Origin of the sequence: Desulfobulbus rhabdoformis, assembly GCF_016919065.1 — a bacterium.
Classification (GTDB): domain Bacteria; phylum Desulfobacterota; class Desulfobulbia; order Desulfobulbales; family Desulfobulbaceae; genus Desulfobulbus; species Desulfobulbus rhabdoformis.
Window position 1 is genome coordinate 105,063 of sequence record NZ_JAFFQA010000001.1, and the last position, 24,085, is coordinate 129,147.

21 protein-coding genes and 1 pseudogene are annotated in these 24,085 nt (G+C 51.9%); 10 read left to right on the forward strand and 12 right to left on the reverse strand.

Annotation, left to right across the window (positions count from 1 at the left end):
• Positions 1 to 161: 161 nt before the first annotated feature.
• The gene (locus tag JWJ90_RS23105; RefSeq protein ID WP_240194685.1) at positions 162 to 875 is read left to right on the forward strand and encodes a TSCPD domain-containing protein; all 714 of its coding nucleotides are present in this window, start codon (positions 162 to 164) and stop codon (positions 873 to 875) included.
• Between the two features lie 453 nt (positions 876 to 1,328).
• Here JWJ90_RS23105 and JWJ90_RS00500 read toward each other — a convergent pair whose 3' ends face one another.
• From JWJ90_RS00500 to JWJ90_RS00515, 4 genes are all read right to left on the reverse strand, one after another.
• A complete protein-coding gene (locus tag JWJ90_RS00500) occupies positions 1,329 to 2,120 on the reverse strand; it encodes a C-GCAxxG-C-C family (seleno)protein (RefSeq protein WP_205225220.1) in 792 nt (263 codons plus the stop codon).
• Between the two features lie 36 nt (positions 2,121 to 2,156).
• Entirely contained in the window at positions 2,157 to 2,552 is a 396-nt protein-coding gene (locus JWJ90_RS00505) for a cytochrome c3 family protein (RefSeq protein WP_205225221.1), read from the reverse strand.
• A gap of 749 nt (positions 2,553 to 3,301) precedes the next feature.
• A complete protein-coding gene (locus JWJ90_RS00510; RefSeq protein ID WP_205225222.1) occupies positions 3,302 to 3,682 on the reverse strand; it encodes a thioesterase family protein in 381 nt (126 codons plus the stop codon).
• A 103-nt stretch (positions 3,683 to 3,785) separates the two neighbouring features.
• Positions 3,786 to 4,886, reverse strand: a complete 1,101-nt coding sequence (locus JWJ90_RS00515; RefSeq protein WP_205225223.1) for a hypothetical protein — start codon at positions 4,884 to 4,886, stop codon at positions 3,786 to 3,788.
• Positions 4,887 to 5,281: 395 nt separating this feature from the next.
• Here JWJ90_RS00515 and JWJ90_RS00520 point away from each other — a divergent pair, with 395 nt between their 5' ends.
• From JWJ90_RS00520 to dnaE, 9 genes are all read left to right on the forward strand, one after another.
• On the forward strand, positions 5,282 to 5,884 hold the full coding sequence (locus JWJ90_RS00520; protein WP_205225224.1) for a TorD/DmsD family molecular chaperone: 603 nt from the start codon (positions 5,282 to 5,284) through the stop codon (positions 5,882 to 5,884).
• On the forward strand, positions 5,885 to 8,095 hold the full coding sequence (locus JWJ90_RS00525) for a molybdopterin-containing oxidoreductase family protein (RefSeq protein WP_205225225.1): 2,211 nt from the start codon (positions 5,885 to 5,887) through the stop codon (positions 8,093 to 8,095).
• A 58-nt stretch (positions 8,096 to 8,153) separates the two neighbouring features.
• Entirely contained in the window at positions 8,154 to 8,954 is an 801-nt protein-coding gene (locus JWJ90_RS00530; RefSeq protein ID WP_205225226.1) for a 4Fe-4S dicluster domain-containing protein, read from the forward strand.
• 175 nt (positions 8,955 to 9,129) lie between these two features.
• On the forward strand, positions 9,130 to 10,728 hold the full coding sequence (locus JWJ90_RS00535) for a diguanylate cyclase domain-containing protein (RefSeq protein ID WP_205225227.1): 1,599 nt from the start codon (positions 9,130 to 9,132) through the stop codon (positions 10,726 to 10,728).
• A 130-nt stretch (positions 10,729 to 10,858) separates the two neighbouring features.
• Entirely contained in the window at positions 10,859 to 11,878 is a 1,020-nt protein-coding gene (locus JWJ90_RS00540; protein ID WP_205225228.1) for an OmpA/MotB family protein, read from the forward strand.
• The gene (locus JWJ90_RS00545; protein WP_205225229.1) at positions 11,875 to 12,738 is read left to right on the forward strand and encodes a motility protein A; all 864 of its coding nucleotides are present in this window, start codon (positions 11,875 to 11,877) and stop codon (positions 12,736 to 12,738) included. Before JWJ90_RS00540 ends, JWJ90_RS00545 begins: the two co-directional genes overlap by 4 nt.
• Positions 12,739 to 12,969: 231 nt before the next feature.
• Complete coding sequence (locus JWJ90_RS00550) at positions 12,970 to 13,872, forward strand: pentapeptide repeat-containing protein (RefSeq protein WP_205225230.1); 903 nt, start codon at positions 12,970 to 12,972, stop codon at positions 13,870 to 13,872.
• Positions 13,873 to 14,030: 158 nt separating this feature from the next.
• A complete protein-coding gene (locus tag JWJ90_RS00555; protein ID WP_205225231.1) occupies positions 14,031 to 14,246 on the forward strand; it encodes a hypothetical protein in 216 nt (71 codons plus the stop codon).
• 38 nt (positions 14,247 to 14,284) lie between these two features.
• Entirely contained in the window at positions 14,285 to 17,806 is a 3,522-nt protein-coding gene (gene dnaE / locus JWJ90_RS00560; protein WP_205225232.1) for a DNA polymerase III subunit alpha, read from the forward strand.
• 92 nt (positions 17,807 to 17,898) lie between these two features.
• Here the strand turns inward: dnaE and JWJ90_RS23855 are convergent.
• From JWJ90_RS23855 to JWJ90_RS00600, 8 genes and pseudogenes are all read right to left on the reverse strand, one after another.
• Positions 17,899 to 18,153: pseudogene (locus tag JWJ90_RS23855) on the reverse strand (cupin domain-containing protein); the annotation flags it as partial.
• A gap of 148 nt (positions 18,154 to 18,301) precedes the next feature.
• The gene (locus JWJ90_RS00570) at positions 18,302 to 18,589 is read right to left on the reverse strand and encodes an antibiotic biosynthesis monooxygenase family protein (RefSeq protein WP_205225233.1); all 288 of its coding nucleotides are present in this window, start codon (positions 18,587 to 18,589) and stop codon (positions 18,302 to 18,304) included.
• Positions 18,590 to 18,848: 259 nt separating this feature from the next.
• Positions 18,849 to 19,481 (reverse strand): YiaD family glycine zipper/OmpA-like lipoprotein, encoded by a 633-nt coding sequence (locus JWJ90_RS00575; protein ID WP_205225234.1) that lies wholly within the window; start codon positions 19,479 to 19,481, stop codon positions 18,849 to 18,851.
• A 109-nt stretch (positions 19,482 to 19,590) separates the two neighbouring features.
• Complete coding sequence (locus JWJ90_RS00580) at positions 19,591 to 20,388, reverse strand: SAM hydrolase/SAM-dependent halogenase family protein (RefSeq protein ID WP_205225235.1); 798 nt, start codon at positions 20,386 to 20,388, stop codon at positions 19,591 to 19,593.
• Positions 20,389 to 20,415: 27 nt separating this feature from the next.
• Complete coding sequence (locus JWJ90_RS00585) at positions 20,416 to 20,940, reverse strand: zinc ribbon-containing (seleno)protein DG (protein WP_205225236.1); 525 nt, start codon at positions 20,938 to 20,940, stop codon at positions 20,416 to 20,418.
• Between the two features lie 8 nt (positions 20,941 to 20,948).
• Positions 20,949 to 22,370, reverse strand: coding sequence for an ATP-dependent protease ATPase subunit HslU (gene hslU / locus JWJ90_RS00590; protein ID WP_205225237.1), 1,422 nt, complete (start codon positions 22,368 to 22,370; stop codon positions 20,949 to 20,951).
• On the reverse strand, positions 22,367 to 22,906 hold the full coding sequence (gene hslV, locus JWJ90_RS00595; RefSeq protein WP_205225238.1) for an ATP-dependent protease subunit HslV: 540 nt from the start codon (positions 22,904 to 22,906) through the stop codon (positions 22,367 to 22,369). The genes hslU and hslV overlap by 4 nt, the downstream gene beginning before the upstream one ends.
• Positions 22,907 to 23,019: 113 nt before the next feature.
• A complete protein-coding gene (locus JWJ90_RS00600) occupies positions 23,020 to 23,943 on the reverse strand; it encodes a tyrosine recombinase XerC (RefSeq protein ID WP_275889039.1) in 924 nt (307 codons plus the stop codon).
• Between the last annotated feature and the right edge of the window lie 142 nt (positions 23,944 to 24,085).

The window sequence follows — 24,085 nt, forward strand, 5'->3', positions numbered from 1 at the left end:
TGATTCCTGAGTATGCTGTAAAAGAGAGATACGGTCGGGCCCATCCACAAAATTAGAGATTTTACCAAGCCAGTGTGAATCTGCAAGGGAAAAGGCCGGATATTCGCGACAAGAGGTGAAAACCACGATTAAAAAGGCGAATACCGACTTGTTCTTTTGTTATGAGCAGTGTATTTTCCCCCAATCGCAAAAATGATTCGTCCCTGACCACTTACGGGTATTCAGGGCTGCGCCAAGTCCATGCTTTACGGCTGCAATCTTTACCCAAAAAATCTGTACGCAGCACTTCGCGTGCAGCCCATGACGAACAACGGAGTACTCTTTTGAGCGCGACAACACATTCCTGCACCCTCTGCGGCTGCCAGCAGAAAACACCACTTTCCCCGGATGGATACTGTAGTAAATGCACTGAACTTGCCGCCACTGTGCGTGAAAAACCAGAGCTCATTCGCACACTCTGGCAAAACTTTCACGACGAGCCAATCCTTCCCAGAGGAACGACTCACACCATCGCCAGTGAAGCAGAGCTACCAGAAGTGCTTGATGGAAAACGGTATCGTGCCATCGACCGCGACCAGAACAAATGGTACCTCTCCATCAGCGAACTGGAAGGCAAACCGGTTGAAATTTTTGCCTCCACCGCCTTTGACCGGGACCATGAACTCCAATCCCGCATCTCTAACCTGACCACCATCACGCGTTTGATCTCGCTTCTGCTGCGCCACTTGTTCATGGGAGAACCCCTGACTTTTGACAAATGCCTGAAACAGATTCAACGCAGTTCCCGCCAGAAAAACGACCTTCCCGACATGCTCTACGGAGTGCTCAACAAATATCAGGCACCTAACGAAAATAAAGATCACTTGAATCCGTGACGGTGGGTGGGCACTGAACAACGTATCCTTTTAAATGGACGAATATTTTTAAACAAATTCATGTATTGTTCAGTTTCACCCGCCGCCTTTTGGGGCATTCAGCAGCGTAATTCAACGTTGCGCTGAAAAGAAGACGAATGCTCCTCTGGCCGGAGAGATCCGTCCATGTCAGGTGGCGGAGAATACTGCCAAGAATGATTCGGCCCGGTTGACTTCAGGCAAGATACAGCTGCAGGCGTGAGGAAGAAACGATCTCTTCATACATTTCCAATGGCAAATAGATCGGTCTGCGAAAGTGAAGTGAGCATGGTGGTCATGATGAATCCAGCTCTTAAAAAGCATGAGCACTCTTGTGAACTTACCTGCCGAGGGAAAGAAGTTCTTCGGTTTTTGAGCGAATCCCCCTCACGTTCCCTCAGTTTCATCGACTGAGGCGAGGTGAGGGGCTCGAATTCAGATTTTTTTCCGTGGTGCTTCAGGAATACCTCCGGCATGACATTCCATGCAATTTGGCTGAGCATTGATGCCATAATCAGAGAGAGGGGTCCAGTCCCCTTCGTCATCGTAGTCGTCATCCTTCCATGCGTTAAGCAACTCAACCAGATGATATGCCACGCTGGCCGTTACCCGCGCACATCGATCCTTACGTTCCGGGCTGCCGATCGGCTTGTCGGCAACCGCCATCCATTTGCCCACCGAAACATGACACAGAGGCGATTCACTGATAGTCTGGGGGATAGGCTCACGAATTTTCGGTGACTTTGGTTCAAAAATCGGCAATGCGGATTCACAGTACCACTGCATTATATCGGTCCCTATCAGGTGTCCGTCTACTGCACCAATGATTCGTGGACCAATAATCAGGTTGACAACGATATTAGCACCGGCATTGGATCCGCAAATAGTCCCCCAACTGGCAACACCCCCCTCAAGAAAAACAAAGGCATCAATAGGAAAGGAACTATAGGGTTCGCCAACTTTTTCCCGCAACTGGGTAAAGACACTGCTGATAACGGCACATCCACAAAAGACTCGATACCATTCCTTATACGCCAACTCAGCCGTTATGGTGGGGTCGAGTTTTTCATATGGCCAGGGCCATTTTTCGGTTTTACCACCAGCAGCACCGGCTGATGGCAACCAGCCACTCAAATGGCTCAGAGCCGCGGTCGTTGCCAATGCGCCGGTTCCGAGCATCCATTGTCGTCGCGATAGCCCACTTCGTTGTTCTTGTTCGTGCTGCATGATCATTCCTTGGATGAATTTATAAGAGAAAGACGCTTATTTTTTATTGTGGCAGACTCCGCACCGCGCCAAGTCCTTATCGTTTTGGAGGTGGCATTCCATGCACAGTTTATGCGCAGCGAGTTTCAAGGTCGCCAGACGTTTCTGCCTGTTTGCCCCACTGTTATGGCAGGTTTCGCAGCGCTCGATTTTTTTACCGGGAACATAGTCCTCTTTCTTTCCATCCGCGCCTTTGCCATGATGACATCCGTCACAATCAAGCCACTGATGGGCATGGTGGGGCAAGTAGGCTGGTCGAGGTACCTTTTCCGTGTCAATTTTGGATCGGATCACTACCTGCTCCGGCCCATATCCTTCGGCCCAGGCAGGGGGAAAACTGAAAAAGCCCCCACCGAAGACCAACATAGCTCCAAGCACAGTCCATAACTTCATAGGCATTCTCCTCTGGTGCACATTACAGATATTTATCTTTTCACTTTCTCACTGACCTGCTTAACATTTCATTTTCTGAATAGTTATTCTCTGGCTGCAGTACAAATTTTTCACCTTACGAGTCTTCATAGCAGTCATCTCCATTCATGATGCCCAACACATTTGGGCACAATAAAGCATGGATAGACATGCCCCCTTCTCGTCTGAGTTGCGGCGCCCTTCGTTATATTTTGCAAAAAATAACGAGTCAACAAAAAAATCTGTATGTGCTTGTTTATTACGTATTGGAGGCACTTATCTCAGCGGCAGAAACCTTTGATACGAGGGGGGGGGAACTTACAGAAACAAACCAAGGCGCCCCGGTCCTGAAAAAAAGACACAGTACCATTTTTAGGCAAACATGATCCCGATGCGATCAGGCTGAGGCTATGGTCGTTTTAAGGAACAAGGCGGATTGCACGAGGGAGAACGTACAGGAAATTGATGCGACAATGACTCGAAGAGTCACCACAACCGCTCAATAGTTAAAGAAATTATAGAATTTATGTGCGAGGCGGGGCTGCATCCAGTCGTGCAAGATGCAGCCTGCCGCACATGCAAAGAGGGAACACCTGAAACTGAGCCGTTGAGCAAAGGGCTTCTCAAATAATTCGAATATGTTATCAAGCTCAAAAAGCCAAAAAATATTTTAAAAAATCCAGCGAATGCAAAATGAACAGTTTGCGAAAAGACAAAACGCTATAAGACTTCTATAGTTTTTCCATAAACTTGGCGGTATCAATCACAAAACGTTCATGCCGCCCACGGCCGATCTCACCCTTTTCATCGGTGGCAAGGACCTCAAAGACCAAGCGGCGCCGATCGACCTCAATAAGGGTTGACTCACAGGTTACCTTCATTCCCACCGGGGTGGCTTTGGAGTGACTTACATCTATTTTAATACCGACCGTGCCATGCCCCTGGGGAAGGTAGGGAAGTACCGATTGCAGACAAGTCTTTTCCATCAGGGCCACCATGGCTGGCGTGGCATACACCTCCACCAATCCAGATCCGTATTTTGCGGCGGTATCATCAAGGGTGACAACCAGCTCCTGCTTGCCTTTCACTTCTGCGGGAATCTGTAACTCCATGCTCTGGCCTCCTGAATCAAGGGGGATATTTGAGAACCTCGCTTCTTTCCTTGGCTTATACCGAGCGAGGGGTTCCACGTCAAGCATGGAGCCCGATGCAGACCTAAGCAACCAGATCCAACTGCTGCATGCTCCCCACCCTGCCGTCTTCAAACAAAAAGATGCCGCTGGAGCGCACCTGCCCCTGGAGTGCATTATCCTCCGTATTTTTGATGCTAAATGCAGAATCAACATTCCCCAGATACAGCGCCCCAATATTTTTCTCCCCCAGAGCCAGCAGCTGGTCTTCTCCTGCCCCATTTTTGGTCCAGATGCGGAGTTTTTCATAAATAGAATCTGATTCGTCAATCCAGCCGTTGCCGTCCTCATCATACTTGGCCAAATCGCCGAACCCATTCCCGCTCTGCGCGCCAAAAAGTTCACTGCCATCATTAATCTGACCATCTTCGTTGGCATCCAGAGCAAGAAAGCCTGAGCCTGAGGTGACAAAGGAAATTTGATCTTCGCTACCGTCGGCATCAATGTCAAAGCTGTATTTTTCCTGGGTCAACTGGGTTGCGTTGCCTCCGAAATTGACCACCAGCGGATCTTTGAGTTTTGCATCCCCCAATTGCAATAACTCCTCTTTGCCTGTTGTGAAGCTACGATTCATATTCACTTCAATTCCGATTTGAATCTCCTTTCCATCGGCGGTCTGTATCACCCCTTGGGCAGTAAACTGCGTTGATTCCGACTCGTGGTAAATTTCCTGTTTCCGGTATTCAACGCCCCACCCTTGCCTTTGTGCTCCCGCCCGTGGCTCGGTTGAAACCTCAGAGGCCTTTGCCGCATGCATGGCTTTTTGTATCGCACCATGGTTGAACATACGAAATTTTCGTCCTGTGATTTTCTCAAAAAAAGAACGAAGAACCCGTATATTGAGATCATCGAGGAGTTCAGCATCCTCCAGAGACGCTCTCACCTCGGCTGACTCAGCAGTCACAGCGGTTGCGGCCTGTTGTCCGGCCTCGGAAAGAGATACCTTCGCTGCCTCATCCGCAGCCTCCAGAGCCTTTGCCTGCAGCTGATCCCCCTCGGCATCAACCTGCTCGCTTCGGCTCAGCGCCGTGCCCTGGCGCCACATGGTCAGGGATTCTTCTTTGTGATAATACTCAACAGAGGTACGCGAACTGGTCAGTTCAATGGTAGAATTTGCGATCTTCATGATAGTCCTTCCCTGGTTATCATTATCGGTGGCGGCCTGCAGAGGTGCACCTTCTTCCCTGAACAAACACCTCGACCGTATCGTCTTTTCGGTAGCGCGCCAGGAAACCTTTAGCACTAAATTATGGTATCTTGTGGAATACATGATTCTATGCTACAGTGTGACCGAATTTTTGTGACACTTTTGCGGCCTACCGGGGAAAGCGGGGAGCAACAATAAATCGGTATTGTTCACAATCCTTTTGCCGACACCCGTAGATTCGCATGAAGGTCTCTTGAATACTTTTTGTAGAATCGAGCGGGAAAAATTTCGTCCCAAATCTGGTCCACAAGCAGATATTCACTTCCTTTCGTGTCGTACATGCCAGGATTCTTACTTTTGTTGAACATACAGCCATGGCCACCCATACCCCCCCTATCGATCAGGATGACGCTTCGGCGACTGAATCTGCAACGCTCAGCTCCCTGTACTCATTTCTGTCCTTAACCATGCGCTATCCAGAGGCTGCCTTTTGTGGCGAGCCTCTTTTTGATGCGGTGGAGTCACTGCTTGCCTCGCTTGACAGGCCCGAAGATCTCGCCTCCTTTCAAAACTGGCGGGCACAGACCCCGGCCCCCCTTGATGACCTCCGGACCGAATACACCCGTCTGTTTATCACTGCAGCCAAACAAAAAACTTTGCCACTGTATGCCTCTGTTTATATTGATGGCGATGGGACCCTGCAGGGGAAAACAACGGAGCGAACCCGGGATTTTTACAGAGAGCACGGCTATGATCTGGCAAATGATACCGAGCCCGCCGACCATATAAGTTTTGAACTCGATTTTTTGGCTGCACTGGCCGGTGAAGCCAAATTTGATGACGAGGATTTTTTCCTCCGTACTCTCTTCCGGCCATGGTTTGAACGATTTTTGAAACAATGGAATAAAGAAGCTCGACATCCCTTTTATGCGGTGTCGATACGGTTAATTGATTTTTTCACCAAGGAGGAACAGTAAATGGCAATGAACCTTACCAGGCGGAATTTCCTCAAAGCCGCCTCTATTGCCGCTGCGTCCGTGCCGCTATCCAAAGTAGCGGCAAAAGCAGAATCAGGAGTTGTTAAAGCACCCCTGGTTGCACAGGGGAGTTTCAAAGACACCCAGACTGCGGTCGGTGGTGTCTGTGAGATGTGTTTCTGGCGTTGTCAGTTGGTCGGAAAAATCCGCGATGGCCGCCTGATAAAACTGGAGGGGAACCCCAAATCCATTGACAACGGAGAGTCTATCTGTGCCCGTGGTAACGCCGGTGTCAAGCTGCTCTACGATCCGGACCGTCTCAAATATCCGTTAAAAAACGTCGGAAAACGTGGGGCTCCCAAATGGCAGCGTATCTCCTGGGAAGAAGCCCTGGATACCTGTGCCTCCAAACTCAAAGCAGTTCAGGAAAAATACGGTTCCAAAGGTATTGCCATGTTCCCTCATGGCTCCACCGCCAGTTACCCGATGAACTTCTTTGAGCACACCGTGGGTACCCCCAACGTATCTGAGGCATCGTTCTTCCAGTGCCGCGGTATCCGCGATACCGCCTACCTTGCCACCATAGGTATGCCTCCCGGCGAGAACGTGGATATGCCGAACACCAAGGTCATGCTGCTGATTGGTGACCACTTTGGTGAGAATATCCATGTCTCCCATATGAAACGCTACCTCAAAGGTCTGGAAAACGGTGCCAAGCTGATCGTTGTTGATCCTCGTTACTCTGCCTCTGCCGCCAAATCCGACATCTGGATACAGATTAAGCCTGGTACGGATACGGCCTTTTTGCTTGCGATCATGAATTACCTGATCCAAAACGAGAAGTATAATGCCGACTTTGTCGACGAGTACGGTGAAGGTTTTGATGAGATGGCTGAAGGGATTCAGGAATGGACCCTGGAGAAAGCTGCCAAAGTCTGTGACATTCAGGCCTCCCAGATCAAAGAGGTCGCAGAACTCCTGGCTGCAAACATGCCCAACGTTGCCATTCACCCCGGTCGCCATGTATCCTGGTACGGAAACGACTTCCAGCGTCAGCGCGCCCTTGCCTGCCTGACCGGTATTCTTGGTGCCTTTGGTGTGAAAGGTGGCTTTGTTCCCCCCAAAGGTCCCAAAGGACTGGCCAAGGTCAAATGGCCCAGTGGCGATGAGGAAGCGGAAGCCATCCACCACGAAGAGGATATCTACCCCTTCTCTCCTCCTGGCACCCCGACCGATCTGATCCGCAATGCGGCCATCGAAGGTGAACCGTATCCGATCAAGGGCTGTGTTGTCTGGGGCCAGAATCCGATTCAGACCATTCCCAACCAACCGATGACCATTAAGATGCTGGAGCAGATGGATTTTGTCATGTGCGTTGATGTCATGCCCACCGACATCACTATGTACGCCGACATTCTCCTGCCCGACACCAGTTATCTGGAGCGGTACGACTACATCAAAACCGGTACCCAGTGGAACTTCGCCGACGAGCAGCAGCAGTATATCGCTCCGCGTATGCCGCTGGTCGCCCCGGGCTTTGAGCGCAAGGAGTCGATCTATATTACCAACGAGATCGCCAAGCGCATGGGCTATGGAGACAAAATTCCGGTTCAGACCCAGGAAGAGATGATCAACAAACGGCTGGCCCCCCTGAACCTGTCTATTGAATCCATCAGAGCGGAAGATGGTATTCATCTGCAACCGGGTCAAGACCCGTACGGCGATCTCGAGTTGGATATTGTTTTCTCCAGTGAAGACCTTGAAGACTACGATTTTCCCGCTATCCCGACTTACATTCCGGTCGAGGAGCCGCCCGCGGGTTTCATGCGCCTGCTCTATGGTCGTTCACCGGTACACACCTTCAACCGCACCATGAACAACGCCTGGCTGTTGGCTGAATGCGATTCCAATCCGGTCTGGGTCAACGACAAGTTGGCTGCCAAACTGGGACTCAAAGAGGGCGACACGGTCTCCTTTGTCAACCAGGATGGGGTAAAATCCCGTACCAATACTACGGTAAAAGTAACCCCGGGTATTCGTCAGGATTGCGTCTACATGTACCACGGCTTTGGTACCATGAACAAAGAGATGACCCTGGGCCATGACAAGGGTGTTGACGACACCAGCCTGATTACCAAGCTGGCGGTTGATCCTGAAACCGGCGCCCACGGCATGCGCAACAACTTCGTCAAACTTATCAAAGTCAGCTGATTGTGGGACCGATAGACCCGTTATCGAGCGATTCGTATATCTCTGAAGGAGAGTAGCTATGCAATATGGCATGATCATCGATGTCGACAAGTGCGTGGGCTGCCACGCTTGCGTCATCGCCTGTAAAGCCGAGTGGGAGGTCCCCGCTCAGTACGACAGAAACTGGGTGTTCCGCCTTGGCCCCAGCCTTACCTCTTCGGGTATGGCGGCCACCTACTACCCAGGGCTCTGCAACCACTGCGAAAATCCCCCCTGTGTCCCGGTATGCCCGGCAGATCCGGTCGAGATGACCTTTAAGGACGCCAAAACCGGAAAAACCGTGACCATGGAAGTGGGTGCCACCTGGAAAGATCCCTTTAACGGGACCGTTCAGGTAGACCACGAGCGTTGTATTGGTTGTGGTGCCTGTCGCGACGCCTGCCCCTACAACGCCCGTTACGTTAACGAGGATTTGGCCGACGACAACAGCCTGGGCAAAGTCGACAAGTGCACCTACTGTATGCCCCGCGTTGCCGAAGGGCTGGAACCTGCCTGCGTGCAGACCTGCCTGGCTCGGGCGCGTATCTTTGGCGATCTGGACGATCCCAACTCGGAAGTCGCCCAGTACGTGAAAAAGGGTGCTGTGGGCCTCACCTCCAAAGCTGTCCAGATTGGCCCCAATGGAAGGTATTACGGCAGCAAAAAAGGCGACATGGAGCTGTTGATGCAAGCAGCCCCCCAGGAAATGCCCGAGGTGGCGCTACGCCGCTCCGTACTCACCAAAATGTCCCTTGCAGCCAAAAAACAGGTTAAAGAGCTTGGCATGCTTGGTCTTGCAGGCGGTCTGTTAGTGAAATCGCTGCAGAAAGACGACGAATAAGTCACTGGCTTCTTCGTGTTGTCACACCCCTGTCGCCCCTTTGGGCGGCGGGGGATTTTTTTTGTCTTTTTCAGGGGTGATGCACACCAGGGGTATGATTTTTTTAACAGCTGGATATAATAAGGGGACAAGCTCAACAAATCAGACACTTGTGTACTGATTCAAGGGAGAAAGCATGTCCATTCGACGTAAAGTCTTTGTTATTATCCTGTTGCTCTTTGTGCTGTTGGGAGGTGCGAATTTTCTCATTCAGCGTCTGATAATCTTCCCCAGTTTTCTCGAACTGGAATCCCGGGAGGCCAGCGAAAACCTGCAGCGTATTCGCTATGCCATCGAACGAGAGATCATCCACCTTGACCGCCTCTGCCGTGACTGGGCGATCTGGGATGACTCCTATGATTTTATACAAACCCGCTCTCAAGCCTACATCGAAAGCAACCTCGGCGACTCCACTCTGGAATCCGATCGCCTTAACCTGTTGCTCTTCTGTCGTCTGGACGGGAGCATTGTCTGGGGTTCGAGCCTGCAGGATGAACAACGGCTCCCCTTTCCCTTTTTCAAGACACAAAAGGTGAGCCTGGACCATCCACTGTTCTCCTTCCTCAAAGAAGACAACCAACAAAGCAGCTCCGGTATTATTGATTCTCCCTTTGGCCCCCTGCTCTTCTCGACCCAGACCATTCTTCGCTCAAACAATATTGGCCCTGGAATCGGTTATCTGATCATGGCCCGCCTGCTCGATGCGTCTGCAGTGGAATCATTAAAGGAGCAAACCCGCATCCCTTTTCAGTTACGCTACCCACTAGAAGCCAACACCATACTCTGCGGCTCGATTGATAACGGTTTCCATCTGAACACTGAAAAGCTCAGTTTTATTGAGCTCAACACCGGTAAATACATTCAGTCCTGCTTTGGTTACCCAGGCATCACCGGCAAGCCGGTCTTTGGGGTTGAATATCTCTTCCCCCGAGAAATCACCCGCAAAGGTATTGCCAGTATGGGCTATGCTGCAGCCCTGGTTATCGCGTTGGGAATTTGTATTATTGTTATCTTGAATCTGACCCTGCAAAAGGTGGTCATGCAGCCCCTCAAACGGCTGACAGACCATGCCCAATTGATCGAGCAGCAAAAAGACTTTTCCCGCCGTATTGCCATGCGTCGAACGGACGAGATTGGACTCCTGGCCCAAAGTATAGACACCATGGTCCAGACCATTGGTAAACAAACCAATGAACTGCAACTGGCTAATGAACAACTCATCATCCTCTCTGTCCAGGACGGGCTGACCTCTATTGCCAACCGGCGCATGTTCGATTCCTACCTCAGCAAAGAATGGCATCGAGCCATGCGAGAGCAGACCCCTCTCTCGCTCATTCTGCTTGATGTGGATTTTTTCAAACACTACAACGATACCTACGGTCATCAGCAGGGGGACCGCTGCCTGATTGCCATAGCCGAAATCATGCAAAAACATATTCGCCGCCCTGCTGACCTTGCCGCCCGTTACGGTGGCGAAGAATTTGCTCTCATCTTACCCAACACCGAAAATAAGGGTGCCTGTAAGGTTGCAGAAGGCGTGCGTCAGGGTATCCAGGATTTACACATCGAACACCGTACCTCTGATGTATCTGCCCACGTTTCCGTAAGCCTGGGGGTGAGCACGATCATTCCCCAGGTTACTGAGCACAACCAGAGCATGCATGATTTTATCGAACTGGCAGATCAACACCTCTACCAGGCAAAACAAAGTGGCCGAAATTGCGTCCATTCCTAGACATGGCAGCTGACAAAAAAGACTCCTCACCACTTCTAACCAGTTGATTACATTGCGTGAAAAACAAAGCCTTTTAACGTTTTCTTATAAAACCCCTTGAGTTCCAGAGCGCTTTGGCCGAAAAAGATGTATGAACAATCGATCCACATGGCCTGCTTCCACCAAGCCCGCCACCTCCTCTTCTCCGGAGCAACAGACCCAGTCCGTATTTACGGTTGAGGACTCCTTCTCCCGCTCTCGCACACCTGCCCGTCCCCTGCACTGGTCAATCGCCTGGTCAGATCTGATGATGACCATGTTCATTCTCTTTCTCACCCTCTTTGTGCACTTGAAATCCCAGGAAAATGCCACCGCCTATGGAGTGCCAAATCGCATCGCCGATGAGAATATTCCGGTACAGGTCAGTGATATCGAAAACAGCCTGGTCTTTCATCCCATATCGCAGGATGTGAGTATGAAAATATCAAAAAACGCCCAGGAAATTCTTGCTCCCCCTCAGGAGCAATCCGGCTCGGATATTCTGGTTCGTCATCAAACGGCCCAGGTGCCTCCCCCAATGGTTGAACCTGCCCAACTTGAGCCCCCAGCATCTCCACCACCAACACCAACACTACCCGTGGAAGAGCCACAAATACAACCTGCCAAGGAAGTGATCACCAAGATTTATGATCTCTCCAATCTGGCACTTGCCGATGAAAAACTTCAAAGGCTGGCCACGGTCGAACTTATCCCCGATAAGACCATGCGTATCATCCTCACCGGTGACCTGCTTTTTGCGACCGGCGAAGACGAACTCTCAGAAAATGCACTGGCCTCATTAAAGATCCTCTCGCAGATTATTAATAAGTCCCCCTATATGATTAACGTCATTGGTCATACTGATGACCAGCCCGTAAAAACCGCCCGCTTCCCCTCCAACTGGGAACTTTCCCTTGCCCGAGCCAGTCAGGTTGCCCGTTTTCTCATCGACTCGACCGACCTGCCGCCCACACAGTTTCGCGTAACCGGTTACAGCCTGTACCGCCCGCTGGTTCCCAATACCAGTGAATCAAACCGTGCCCGTAACCGCAGGGTTGAGATTGTTCTCTCCAAAGAGTTGCCCAGCGTGGCGGCCAACACGCTCGAAACGGTCGCAGGAGTCAGCCAATGAAACGTCTCAATATCATTGGCCTGCTTCTCTGTAGCCTGATTTTTTTGGGAGGTTTTCTCCTCAAGGGAAAGTTGCCCCTCTACTTTAATATAGCCAGCCTGATGATCGTCGTGGGAGGGACGGCAACGGCTGCGGTTTTAAGCTTTCAACTCGCCCGCCTGCGCATCGTTTTCAAGGTGATTCGCTCTTCCTACGGCCGCCGCCTGAAATCAGAGGCCGAGATCGTTGACATTTTAATCAACCTGGCCATCAAGTCACGAATGGAAGGCATCCTCTCCCTGCAGGAGGACGAAAACGAAACCTCTGTACTTTTTCTCCGCCGAGGCCTGGGCTGCCTGGTTGACAACTACTCCCCCCAACAGATACGCGATATCCTCAATACAGAGATGTATTTTTTTAAACTGCGGCGTGAAGATTCAGAACGGGTGTTGCGGACCACAGCCGATTTCAGCCCCGCCTTTGGCATCGTGGGCTCGGTGGCCGGGCTCATCCCCATGCTGGCGGGCATCGATGACACCGGTATCATCCTCAAGACCGTGCCTCTGGCCCTGACCTCCATTCTCTACGGGCTCATCCTGGCCAACTTCTTTTTTACTCCTCTGGCGGCAAATCTTCGAGAACGCACGAACCAGGAGCTTTTGTTGCAAAAAATCATTATGGAGGGAATTATCGCCATCCAAAGCGAGTTAAACCCCACGGTTTTGCGCACCAAGCTTCTATCCTTCCTCACCCCGGCTGATCGCAAAGATGATCTTGTGCCCCTCTCCCATATTCAAAAAAGATTTCATATTTCTGATGTTGAGATCTCTCAGAACTCTCAGCATGAGCCCCACGGCTCCTTCGGCCCCGGGGGCAACTGATCCCGGTTCCCCTCGTTCATGTCCTTCCAGAAACATTTTTTTGGTGTCTGAGCTTACCTGCCCAATTTTGGCGTTGTGTTCAAAATTTTATCATCGGGATGCCAGGCACTCGTTAAGAAAATCAACAAGGAAAAAAACGAACTCTGGTGTATTATACTTTTTTTAAGGTGGCCACACACACCTTGCACTAACAGCACTACTTTCTGCATATACACGAAAAAGAGGTTTTCTATGCGAAACGTTTTTCTCCCGACGCTGCTCGGCCTCCTGCTCCTTTCAGGATGTGCCCCAACAACTGTGGATTCCCTGATTGAACACAATGACGGTCACCGAATGCTGGGTGTTGAAGTCATGGAGCTGGTTCAAGGGAATACACTGCAGGTACGGGCGTACAACGAAGATGCTCATCTCTATTTCGCGCCTTCCGGAAAAATTTTCGCGAAAAGCGATCTCAGCACCGATACCGATACAGGCAACTGGGACGTCAGCGAGGGGGGCGACCTCTGTTTTCGTATGGACAGTTGGTGGTATGGGGATCTGCGATGTTTCAGCGTTTACGAAACCGGAAACGATGATTTTCGACTTGCCACGGAAAATGGTGTCTTGCGGTATAGGGTTCTCATGGAACAGGGAGACAGCCAGTCAAGTTTTATCCCCGAAGACAGGAGCAAGAGAAGCTTACGAAAATCCCTGCGAAAAGCAGAGCAAAAACAGCAGCGGAAGGCCCAGCAGCAAAAGAGAACGGCAACGCTTATTGAAGAGAGTGGTTCCAGCACATTTTCAGGACAGGACACGGAGGCCACCATCGCCTTTATGGCTCAAAATTGTCCGGGCTGTAACTTTGCGGGGGTGGACCTGGGACGGGCGGAGCTTATTGGGGCAAATCTGGCCGGAGCAAATTTTCAAGGTGCAAACCTGAGCATGGCGAACCTGCGCCGGGCCGACCTTAAAAAAGCAAACCTGCAACAGGCAACCCTGGTCTACGCCAACCTCCCTGGGGCAGACCTGCGTGGGGCTGATCTGAGAGGCGCCAACCTCAAGGGCGCGAACCTGATCAAGGCAGACCTCACCGGGGCAAAACTTAAAGGAGCCAATCTCAGTGAGGTCTTGAAGGAAGGGACGCGCGGGCTGTAAAAGCTCTCCATGCATCTTCCCCAAAAAAAATGTACCGGCCTTATTTTTTAACACAGAGCTATTGAGAGCCTAACCCAGCTGCCGTACTCCTTTTTCATGCTACCTCAATATTTTTTTTGCCTCCTTAGCTAGGTGGGCATACGAACAAGGAGAGACACATGAATAAGCAAAAACAACTCAGATTTGTGAACCCGGCACTGGCAGTTCTTCTGGCCCTACAAGCACTTTCAGGTATGCTGCACGACGTACTACCCAACGGGGTCTTTGAAGTTCTCCATTCATGTGGCTGGGCTCTGGTCGTTCTCGCAGTCTACCACGTCTATCTCAACTGGCCCTGGGTGCAGAAAAATATCCTTCCCACTCCGAATAAATAACACGCTCTTTTTTTCACTACTACCTACAGACGGTTTTTATGTCCACACCATTTGTTCATCTCCACGTTCACTCCCAGTACTCCATGCTCGACGGCGCCATCCGCGTCGGCGATCTGATCTCGACTGCCAAGGAGTTTGGCATGGAGGCGGTTGCTCTCACCGACCACGGCGCCATGTACGGGGCTCTGGAGTTCTACGAAAAGGCTAAAAAAGCCGGGATCAAGCCCTTGGTGGGCTGTGAGTTCTATATCGCTGAAAACGGCATGCATATCCATGACCGCAGCGCGGGCCACAACTTCCACCTCGTGGCCCTGGCCATGAACGAGACCGGCTATAAAAACCTGATGAAACTGGCCTCGCTTGCCCAGACCGAAGGCTTTTACTATCGGCCACGTATCGACCGCCAGACCCTCTACAAATACGAAGAGGGCCTGCTGGTGCTCACCGCCTGCCTCAAAGGCGAGATTCCCTGGCGCCTGAGCCATAACGACGAGGAAACCGCCCGCGCCCGAGCCCTGGAATTACAGAAAGTGTTTGGTGACCGCCTCTACTTCGAGATTCAGGAAAACGGCATCCCGGAACAGGCCATCGCCAATAAAGGTTTGCTGGAACTTTCCAAGGAACTGGGGATCAAAGTGGTGGCAACCAATGACTGCCACTATCTGACCAAAGAGGAATCCTACGCCCATGAGGTACTCCTCTGCATTCAGACCGGTAAGACCATCAACGATCCGAACCGGTTCAAATTCAATACTGACGAACTCTATTTCAAATCCGGCGATGAGATGGCGACCCAGTTCAGCTACTGCCCAGAGTCCGTCAGCAACACCCTGGAAGTCGCCGAACGGTGCAACCTGGAGCTTGATTTCTCCGACCACTACTTTCCCATTTTTCCGCTTGAAGAAGGCGAAACCTTGGAGTCGGTCTTTTCCCAGGCCTGCTGGGATGGCATGGAAAATCGCATGGCCCACCTCAAAGAGATGGGTGAGGTCTCCGAAGAGCTTGAAAAGACCTATTACGAGCGACTCAAATACGAGATCGGCGTTATTCAGGAGATGGGGTTTTCAGGGTACTTCCTGATCGTGGCCGATTTTATCAACTGGGCCAAGGATCACGATATTCCCGTTGGCCCGGGCCGTGGTTCGGGTGCGGGCAGTATCGCAGCCTTTTGTATGTCCATCACCGATATTGATCCCATTCCCTACGGCCTGCTCTTTGAGCGTTTTCTCAACGTAGAACGTGTTTCCATGCCCGATTTTGATGTCGACTTCTGCAAGGAGCGGCGTGATGAGGTCATTGATTACGTACGTGAACGCTACGGAGGGGATGCCCATGTAGCCCAGATTGTGGCCTATGGTTCGATGAAGGCCCGGGCGGTATTGCGCGATGTTGGCCGGGTACTGGATATCCCACTGCCCGTGGTAGACCGCATCGCCAAGCTGGTGCCTGAGGAGATGAAAATCACCATCAAAAAGGCCATCGACAAGGAACCCCGCCTGCGTGAGGCCATGAAGGATCCCGATGTTCGAGAGCTACTCAAAATCTCCCAGACACTGGAAGGGCTTTCCCGCCACAAATCCACCCATGCGGCTGGCGTGGTGGTCTCCCCGGAACCCATGGTCGAGTATCTGCCGGTCTGCGTGGGGCCCAACAAGGAGATCCTGACCCAGTACGCCATGAAATACACCGAGAAGACCGGACTGATCAAGTTCGACTTTCTCGGTCTGAAAACCCTGACCGTTATAGACCGGGCACTGAAGCTGATCAAGTTTGACCTGGATCGTGATGTGGATCTCAAAAAGATTCCCATGGATGATCCCAAGACCTACGACCTGCTCTGCCGCGGCGACTCTCTGGGCGTGTTCCAGCTGGAGAGTGACGGCATGCGGGAGCTCTTGATCAAGATGGCACCCGAGCAGTTCACCGACCTGATCGCCCTGGTGGCCCTCTACCGTCCGGGTCCCCTGGACTCGGGCATGGTGGATACCTTTGTCGAGACCAAGCACGGCAGACGGCCACCGGACTATCCCCTGCCCCAGATCAAAGAGGTACTCCAGGAGACCTACGGCGTTATCGTCTACCAGGAACAGGTCATGAAGATCTCCAACATCCTGGCTGGTTACAGCCTGGGTGATGCGGATATTCTGCGCCGCGCCATGGGTAAGAAGATCCCCGAGGTCATGGAGACCGAACGCGGCAAGTTCATGGCAGGTGCCAAGGAACTCAATGTCCCGGAGGACAAGGCAACCTACATCTTTGACCTAATGGCCAAATTTGCGGGCTACGGTTTCAACAAATCGCACTCGGCGGCCTATGCCCTGGTGGCCTACCAGACCGCCTACCTCAAGGCCCATTATCCCTCACAGTTCCTGGCAGCCCTGCTCTCCTGCGATTACGACAACACCGACAAGGTGGTGAAGTATATCAATGAGTGCCGTTCCATGGATATCGAGGTGCTGCCACCGGACATCAACGAATCGTTCAAAGATTTTACGGTTATCAATGACCGGGTCCGCTTTGGTCTGGCTGCGGTGAAAAACGTGGGTGGTGCAGCCCTTGATTCAATTATCGAGGAACGGGAAACAAACGGTCATTACCGCTCGCTCAGTGATTTTTGCAGCCGAATCGACAGCTCCAAGGTGAACCGCAAGGTCATCGAATCGTTGATCAAGGCCGGGGCCTTTGACTCCATGAGAGGCAAACGCGCCCAGTATATGGCTATTCTCGAGCAATGTCTGGATCAGGCCAAGGCCATTCAGCGTGATCGCCTCAGTGGCCAGATGAACCTCTTTGCCGTGGGACAGTCCGAGGAAAAACAGAGCGAGGCCGTGGAGGTTGAATTACCCGCTGATATCGAGGAGTGGCCAAACCTGGAGAGGCTGGCCGCAGAAAAAGAAACCGTGGGCTTCTTTCTCACCGGCCATCCTCTGGAAGGGGTCATGGAAGATCTGCAACGTTCCATAGATACCGACATTGAAGGTGTGGAAAAACTCAGTGAGGATCAAATGGTCCGCATTGGTGGACTCATTGCCAGCTACAAGGAGCATAAGTCCAAAAAAGGCGACCGCATGGCGTTTACCACATTGGAAGACATGACCGGCAAGATCGAGGTGATTGTTTTCCCTTCCACCTTTGCCGAATGCTCCGAGCTGTTGCTCACAGACCAACCGCTGGTGGTTTTAGGGACAGTACAGCAGGGAGAACGAGGTGCCAAGATCATTGCTCAGGAGGTCAGGACCTTAAGCAATGCCCTGGAAAAATATACAGACCGGGCTATTATCACCCTCCGGGCCACTCACACCTCTCGTCAGCATATGCTCGAGCTCAAGGAACTGCTCTACCAGCACCACGGGATGACTCCGGTGATGTTGACCCTCCACTTTGACAACAGGGGCGAGGTGGATATTCAGGTACTCAAAGATATGAGTGTTCGCCCCTCATCGGAACTCTTTCATAAAATCACAGACCTCTGTGGTCCCCGATCATTGCAGGTGCTGATGCGGCAACCCGAGGTCCGCCAACGCGGTAACGGCAGACGGCGGGGCAAGCCAAGTAACTGAATAAAAAATTGCTGAAAGGAATGTTGAAGCCGAATTACTCAGGCATCCCCGGCTAGAATACGGCGCAGGTCGAATCCCTTGTCCCTTATCTGCTACTGTGTAATGGATTGACTGGGATTTGACATTTCCAAAATTACGACCTCTCCATCTGCAATGAAGGGACCATGCATCTCACCAGGTGGTCTGCTTGCGTAAAAGCCTGGCTCAAGCCATAAATCAAAAGCCGTATCATAGAGCCTACCGGAAATGACGAAAATTTCTTCGGGGTAGTTATGACTTTTTGCCCCGAAATATTCCGTTGAATAGCCGCTCCTAAATTTTGTTCACCTCGTATAGTCCCCAGAGTCGGAAAAGGCGATGATCCCATCAAAAAAAGCGGCCCAAGGCAAGAATCTGCCTGGCCGCTTCTTTGCTCCGTACATCCGTTGCGTTGCTGGGGCTGGCTGCTAACGGTTGTAAGGAGAGTCGGTGAACCTGGATTTTTACGCCGCCTTCTCAGGCATTTTCAAAAATTTCATACCTGGTGGGTTCGCCCAGGAGTTGATCGATTTTCTCCTGTAGATCCACCCGCTCTTTGCTGAGCGTCCAGGCCCGCCAGTCGTCCAGGCTCTGCCAGCTACTGATCACCATGCTTACCCCAGGTTCATCGATCTGAGAGAATGTTTCTCCCGAAATATAGCCTTTCTGAGCAAGGGTGAGGGCTCGCATTTTTCTGAGCAGTTCATCCAGTTGAGGGGTGAGTTCCTTGGCCACTTTTCGTTTGATTAAAATCTTTACAGCCATACGATCCTCCTCCTGTTCGGATTGGGTGTTTGGACGGAAAAACAGATAACCAGCCGTCTGTACTAAACGTATTATAGGCCGAGCCAGCCAAGGAAGCAAAGATTTGTAAGCAACTCTCCTGCAAATGTATTTAAAAAAATACCCTCCTTGAACGAATACTCAAGGAGGGTATAATTAAACGCCGCATGATGCGGGGAGCACTGCTTGGCAGCTCCGCCCGCTGTCACGAAGCACGTACTGCACAATGAATGCGGCTTGCTCAGTAGGCCTGTTGACGCACAGGATTGATAACAATACTCACACGCCTGTTCATAGCAGGGCTAGAGGAGATCAGCTGAGATTCCCCATATCCGACCGCATCGATTCTTCTCGAATCAACCCCCTGTTGCACCAGAACATTCTTCACGGCCAGAGCGCGACGTTCGGAAAGCTCCTGATTGTAGGCTGCACTGCCCGAGGCATCAGTATGCCCTTCAACGCGAATTGTGGTCTGCGGATACTGATTCAAGACGTTAGTTACCCGCCCCAGCTCACTGTACGCACCGGGTTTCAACTGAGCAGAATCATAATCAAAAAACATATCACTTTTAAAGGTTGCGGTCAGGACATCCTGATCGCGCTGGATGCTGGCATCCGTCATCTGCCGTAAGGCACGCTCTTGATTATCCATGTACAGGCCAATCTGGTTGCCTGCAAGACCTCCGATTGCCGCGCCGATACCGGCTCCAATGAGGGTGCTTCCGGTATCATGACCAATTGCCTGGCCAAGGATTGCTCCAATGCCTGCACCAGCCCCCGCACCGACAGCGGTCCCGGTCTGCTGATTGGTCGCACACGATGTCAGCGCAAGTGATACAAATACAACTGCTGAAAACTTGGCCAGTTTATGCATAACAAAGCCTCCTCTCTGAAAAAAATGTTCTTCGCTTTAGCTTGAAGATGATTTTATAAATTAAGACAGGAATGAAAAAAGAAAAGCCTGGAGCCGAATGGATTTCCCGTTAGAGACAAAATAAGGTAACAGGATCACCAGGGCCACACCCCAAAAGAGCAGCAGCACTGGCCTGGTTTGCTGCAATCTCCAAAAAACCCGCGCTGTCAACAAGCACCAGCAACGCCCCTTTCTCGACCTGAGCATAGTTGTTTGCAAAGGTTGTAAGTATCTGTCCACAAATCTCAACCCGCTGCATGCATGGCTGATTATCCAGGTTGCTCGCTGCACGAATTGTTGTGCGTACGTTGCCAAAGTGATCAATGGATAACACCCGCCCCGGCGTTTCTGCCTTGTCGGGTTGTGCCAGAGGGAAAGCCAGCCGCTTGAGTTTTGAGATGTGCAGAGCATTTCCCAAAGACGCCAACGTCTTCCCCTTTGCTAGGGCGGCAGCAGCCGGGGCCATAATATCTCTGCCGTGAAAAGTGGGGCTTATTGTGCGACCTGGGGGTTGAGCATCGAGTTGATGCGCCTCGACCATCTTTTCCTCCTCCAGAAGCAGACTGAGTATGCCATTATCCGGGCAGACAAAAAAATGACCGTTTCCTTGCGCTGCTATCATGCCGCGCTCACTGCCAACGCCGGGATCAACCACCACAAGGTGAATTGTCCCCAGAGGGAAACTGTCGTAGGAGGTTGCCAGGGTCACTGCTGCAGCATGTATATCCCAGGGGCACACAGCATGGCTGATATCCACAAGGGTTGCCTGCGGGCATCCGCTAAGCAAGGCCCCTTTCATCTGCCCCACATAGGGATCATCCAGGCCAAAATCGGTAATCAGGGTGATGATAGGAGGGAATGTTTGCATGGTCTTGAAAAAGACACCTGAATCCTGTTAACCAAAACAAAGGCCGCAGTCAGGACAGGTGGTCTGGCTGGTGGAAAAGCGGGTTCCGCAGGCGGGGCAATTGGTTTCCTCTTGCTCATCATCAAAGACAGCCCCTACATGCTTGACATCATGGTCATTCAAGCCTGTACTCTGATAATAATCATCACTGAGAACCGCCATAACCTGCTGGAGATCCTGTTCACGGACCTGGAGCAGCACCTCCGGCCCTTTACAGCCGCAGCCTCCACCATCTTCTTTTGCCAGGCGTGCGGCCACCCCTTGGCCATGTACGACCCGTTGCAGCTCTTTAAGCTGCAACAGCGGACCGCGGCGAATACTCACCACTGGCTCGTCGGGACCGATTACAAGCGAAGACGGCGTATCTGGCTCACTTGCAGCTTGGGCCGCAAGAATTGCTTGGCCGAAGACCAGGGGCACCTGGCAATCACCGCAGGTTTCTATATCGGCCCGGTATTCTTCAGCACACCGGGGGCAGTATTTCAGCTCGGGGTCTATATCTTTTCGTTTCATGCAAACCTTTACAGAATATAGCGACTCAAATCCTGATTTTCTGAAATGTCATCGAGTTGCTGACGCACATACTCTGCAGTCACGGTAAAGGTCAGGTCTTCCCGATCCGGAGCATCAAATGAGACCTCGTCCAGAACCCGCTCAACCACGGTATGCAGACGACGGGCACCGATATCCTCGGTCTTTTGGTTCACCTGCACAGCGATGCGAGCCATCTCCCGAATGGCGTCCTCTTCAAAGACCAGGTTGATATCCTCGGTTTCCAGCATGGCTTGATACTGTTTAATCAGGGCATTCTGCGGCTCGGTGAGGATACGGAAGAACTCTTCCTCGCCCAATGCATGCAGATTGACCCGGATTGGAAACCGCCCTTGCAACTCGGGCGCCAGGTCCGAGGGTTTAGCCATGTGAAAGGCACCACTGGCAATAAAGAGAATGTGGTCGGTCTTTACCGGCCCATACTTGGTGGTGACAGTCGTTCCCTCGACGATGGGCAGCAGGTCACGCTGCACCCCTTCGCGGGAGACATCCGGTGAACCGGAGCCGGAACCACTGCGTGCGGCAATCTTATCGATCTCATCCAAAAAGATGATTCCCGACTGCTCGGTGCGGCGAATAGCCTTTTCGGTCACGCTCTCGTTATCGACCAGCCGCTCGGCTTCTTCCCGTTTGAGCAACTCCAGCGCTTCTGGCACCTTGACTTTTTTGCTCTGTTTCTTTTTTGGAAAAAACTTGGAAAAGGCGTCCTGCAGGGAATTCTGCATCTCCTCCATGCCCGAGGCAGAAAAGACCTCAACCACCGGAGTCCCACCGGCAGTAGAGACCGACATCTCAACCTCCCGCTCGTCGAGGTCCCCCTGGCGCAGCATCTCGCGAAACCGTTCGCGGGTGGTCTGGGAGTGAGTCTCCTTTTCGCTGCCTTCCCTGTTCTCGGTATCAAAACCAAGAGAAATCACGTTGCTTGGCTGCGTTTGGTGCGTTTGGCTTGCGGGGGCGGTTCCACCAGAGCTTGGCAGGAGTAGATCCAGCAGCCGCTCTTCCGCCATGACCTCTGCTTTTTCCTGGACACCTTCCTGTTCTTCTTTGGTGACCATATTGATAGCCAACTGGGTAAGATCGCGAATCATAGACTCCACATCGCGCCCCACGTAGCCGACCTCGGTAAACTTGGACGCCTCAACTTTAATAAAGGGGCTCTTGGCCAGTTGGGCCAGGCGACGGGCGATCTCGGTTTTGCCCACACCAGTCGGGCCGATCATGATGATGTTTTTGGGCGCAATCTCTTCACGCAGCGGCGGCTCGACCTGCTGCCGGCGCCAACGGTTCCTCAGTGCTATGGCGACTGAACGTTTGGCATCGGCCTGACCAATGATATAGCGGTCAAGCTCGGCGACGGTTTGCCGGGGAGTCTGTGAATTTATACCTTTCATATTTTTTCAACAACGATATTGGAGTTGGTGTAGATGCAGATTGATCCGGCAATTTCCAGTGACTTGCGGGCAATGGCCTCGGCATCCAGTTCAGAATGCGACACCAGGGCACGGGCAGCGGCCAGGGCATAGGGCCCTCCGGAGCCAATGGCTAAGATAGAGTCATCGGCCTCGATCACATCGCCGGTTCCGGAAAGTAAAAGCGAGTGCTTACTGTCAACCGCGATAAGCATGGCTTCAAGACGACGCAGCATCTTGTCCATGCGCCAATCCTTGGCAAGTTCAACGGCTGCACGCATCAAATTACCGTTAAACTGCTCTAATTTCTGCTCCAACCGGTCGTAGAGGGTGAAGGCATCGGCGGTGGAACCGGCAAAACCGGTGATCACCTTGTCATGGTAGAGCCGACGCACCTTACGCGCCTGATGCTTAATAACAGTGGAGCCCAGGGTTACCTGGCCATCTCCGGCGACAACGACCTCACCCTTATGACGAATTGCCACAATGGTGGTGGAACGAATTTTAGGTTTTTGCATAAGAAATATAGGGGAAAAATTATGATCAGCGTTCAAACGCCGTTTATACCTTGTTTCAGAAAACAGAGAAGTTGAGGATGACCTGTAACCACGATCAAAAACTCCGTCAAGCCTCAGCCCTGTGAGCGAGAACTCCCTTTGGCCTGTGGATGGGCCTGATCATAAACACGGGAGAGATGACTAATATTTAAGTGGGTATAGCGCTGGGTAGTGGAGAGACTGACATGCCCGAGTAACTCCTGGACCGTTCGCAGGTCAGCCCCCATCTCCAGGAGATGAGTGGCAAAGGAGTGGCGCAATGCATGGGGGGTCACGGTAACCACGATGCCCGCACGCTGGGCATAATTGGAGATACTACGCTCCACACTGCGCACACTGAGACGACTCCCCTGCCCGTTTAAGAATACGGCCTCTCTCTCCAATGGCTTGCCTCGATTGGCCCGAGCCAGGATCAGAGATTCCCGCTCCGGCAGGTACTGTTCGATCGCCTCATGGGCAGCACGTCCAAAGGGCACGATCCGTTCCTTGTTGCCTTTGCCGCGCACGCGCACCATCTCAGCGACCAGATCTAAGTCTTCAAGGTTGGAGCCCACCAGCTCGGAGACCCGCATGCCCGTGGCATAGAGCATCTCAAGCAATGCGCGATCCCGCCGCCAGTATCGATCGGAAACAACTGGTGCCTCAAGCAGGGCAAAAACCTCGTCAACGGTCAAAAAAGCGGGAATGTGCTGTCCCTGTTTCGGGCCAGCCACCCCAGCAAGTGGATCAACACTGAGCACGCCTTCCCGTTTAAGAAACCGAAAAAAAGTTCTCAACGCTGAGAGCTTACGTGCAACCGAGGCGGCTGCATTGCGTCCGTAGAGTGAACCAACGTAAGATTGCACCAGCTGCGAGGTCATATCAGCTGGCACAAGCGTCTCTCCTGCAAACTGATAAAAATCTACAATATCTCGCTGATAGCCGTCTGCTGTATGGGGTGAATACCCTTTTTCCACAAGCAGCCAGCTGACAAATTGTTGAACAAGTCTAGACATCATAAAAGATGAGGTTGAAAGGAACTTGGAGAATGTTTAGTATGCTTGTTTACTCTTGCTCCTCTATTTGGGCAAATAAAATTATGTTCTCCTCACCTGAGAACAATAATGAGCCGCAGCCCTCCCCAAGTCAAACAACATTTGC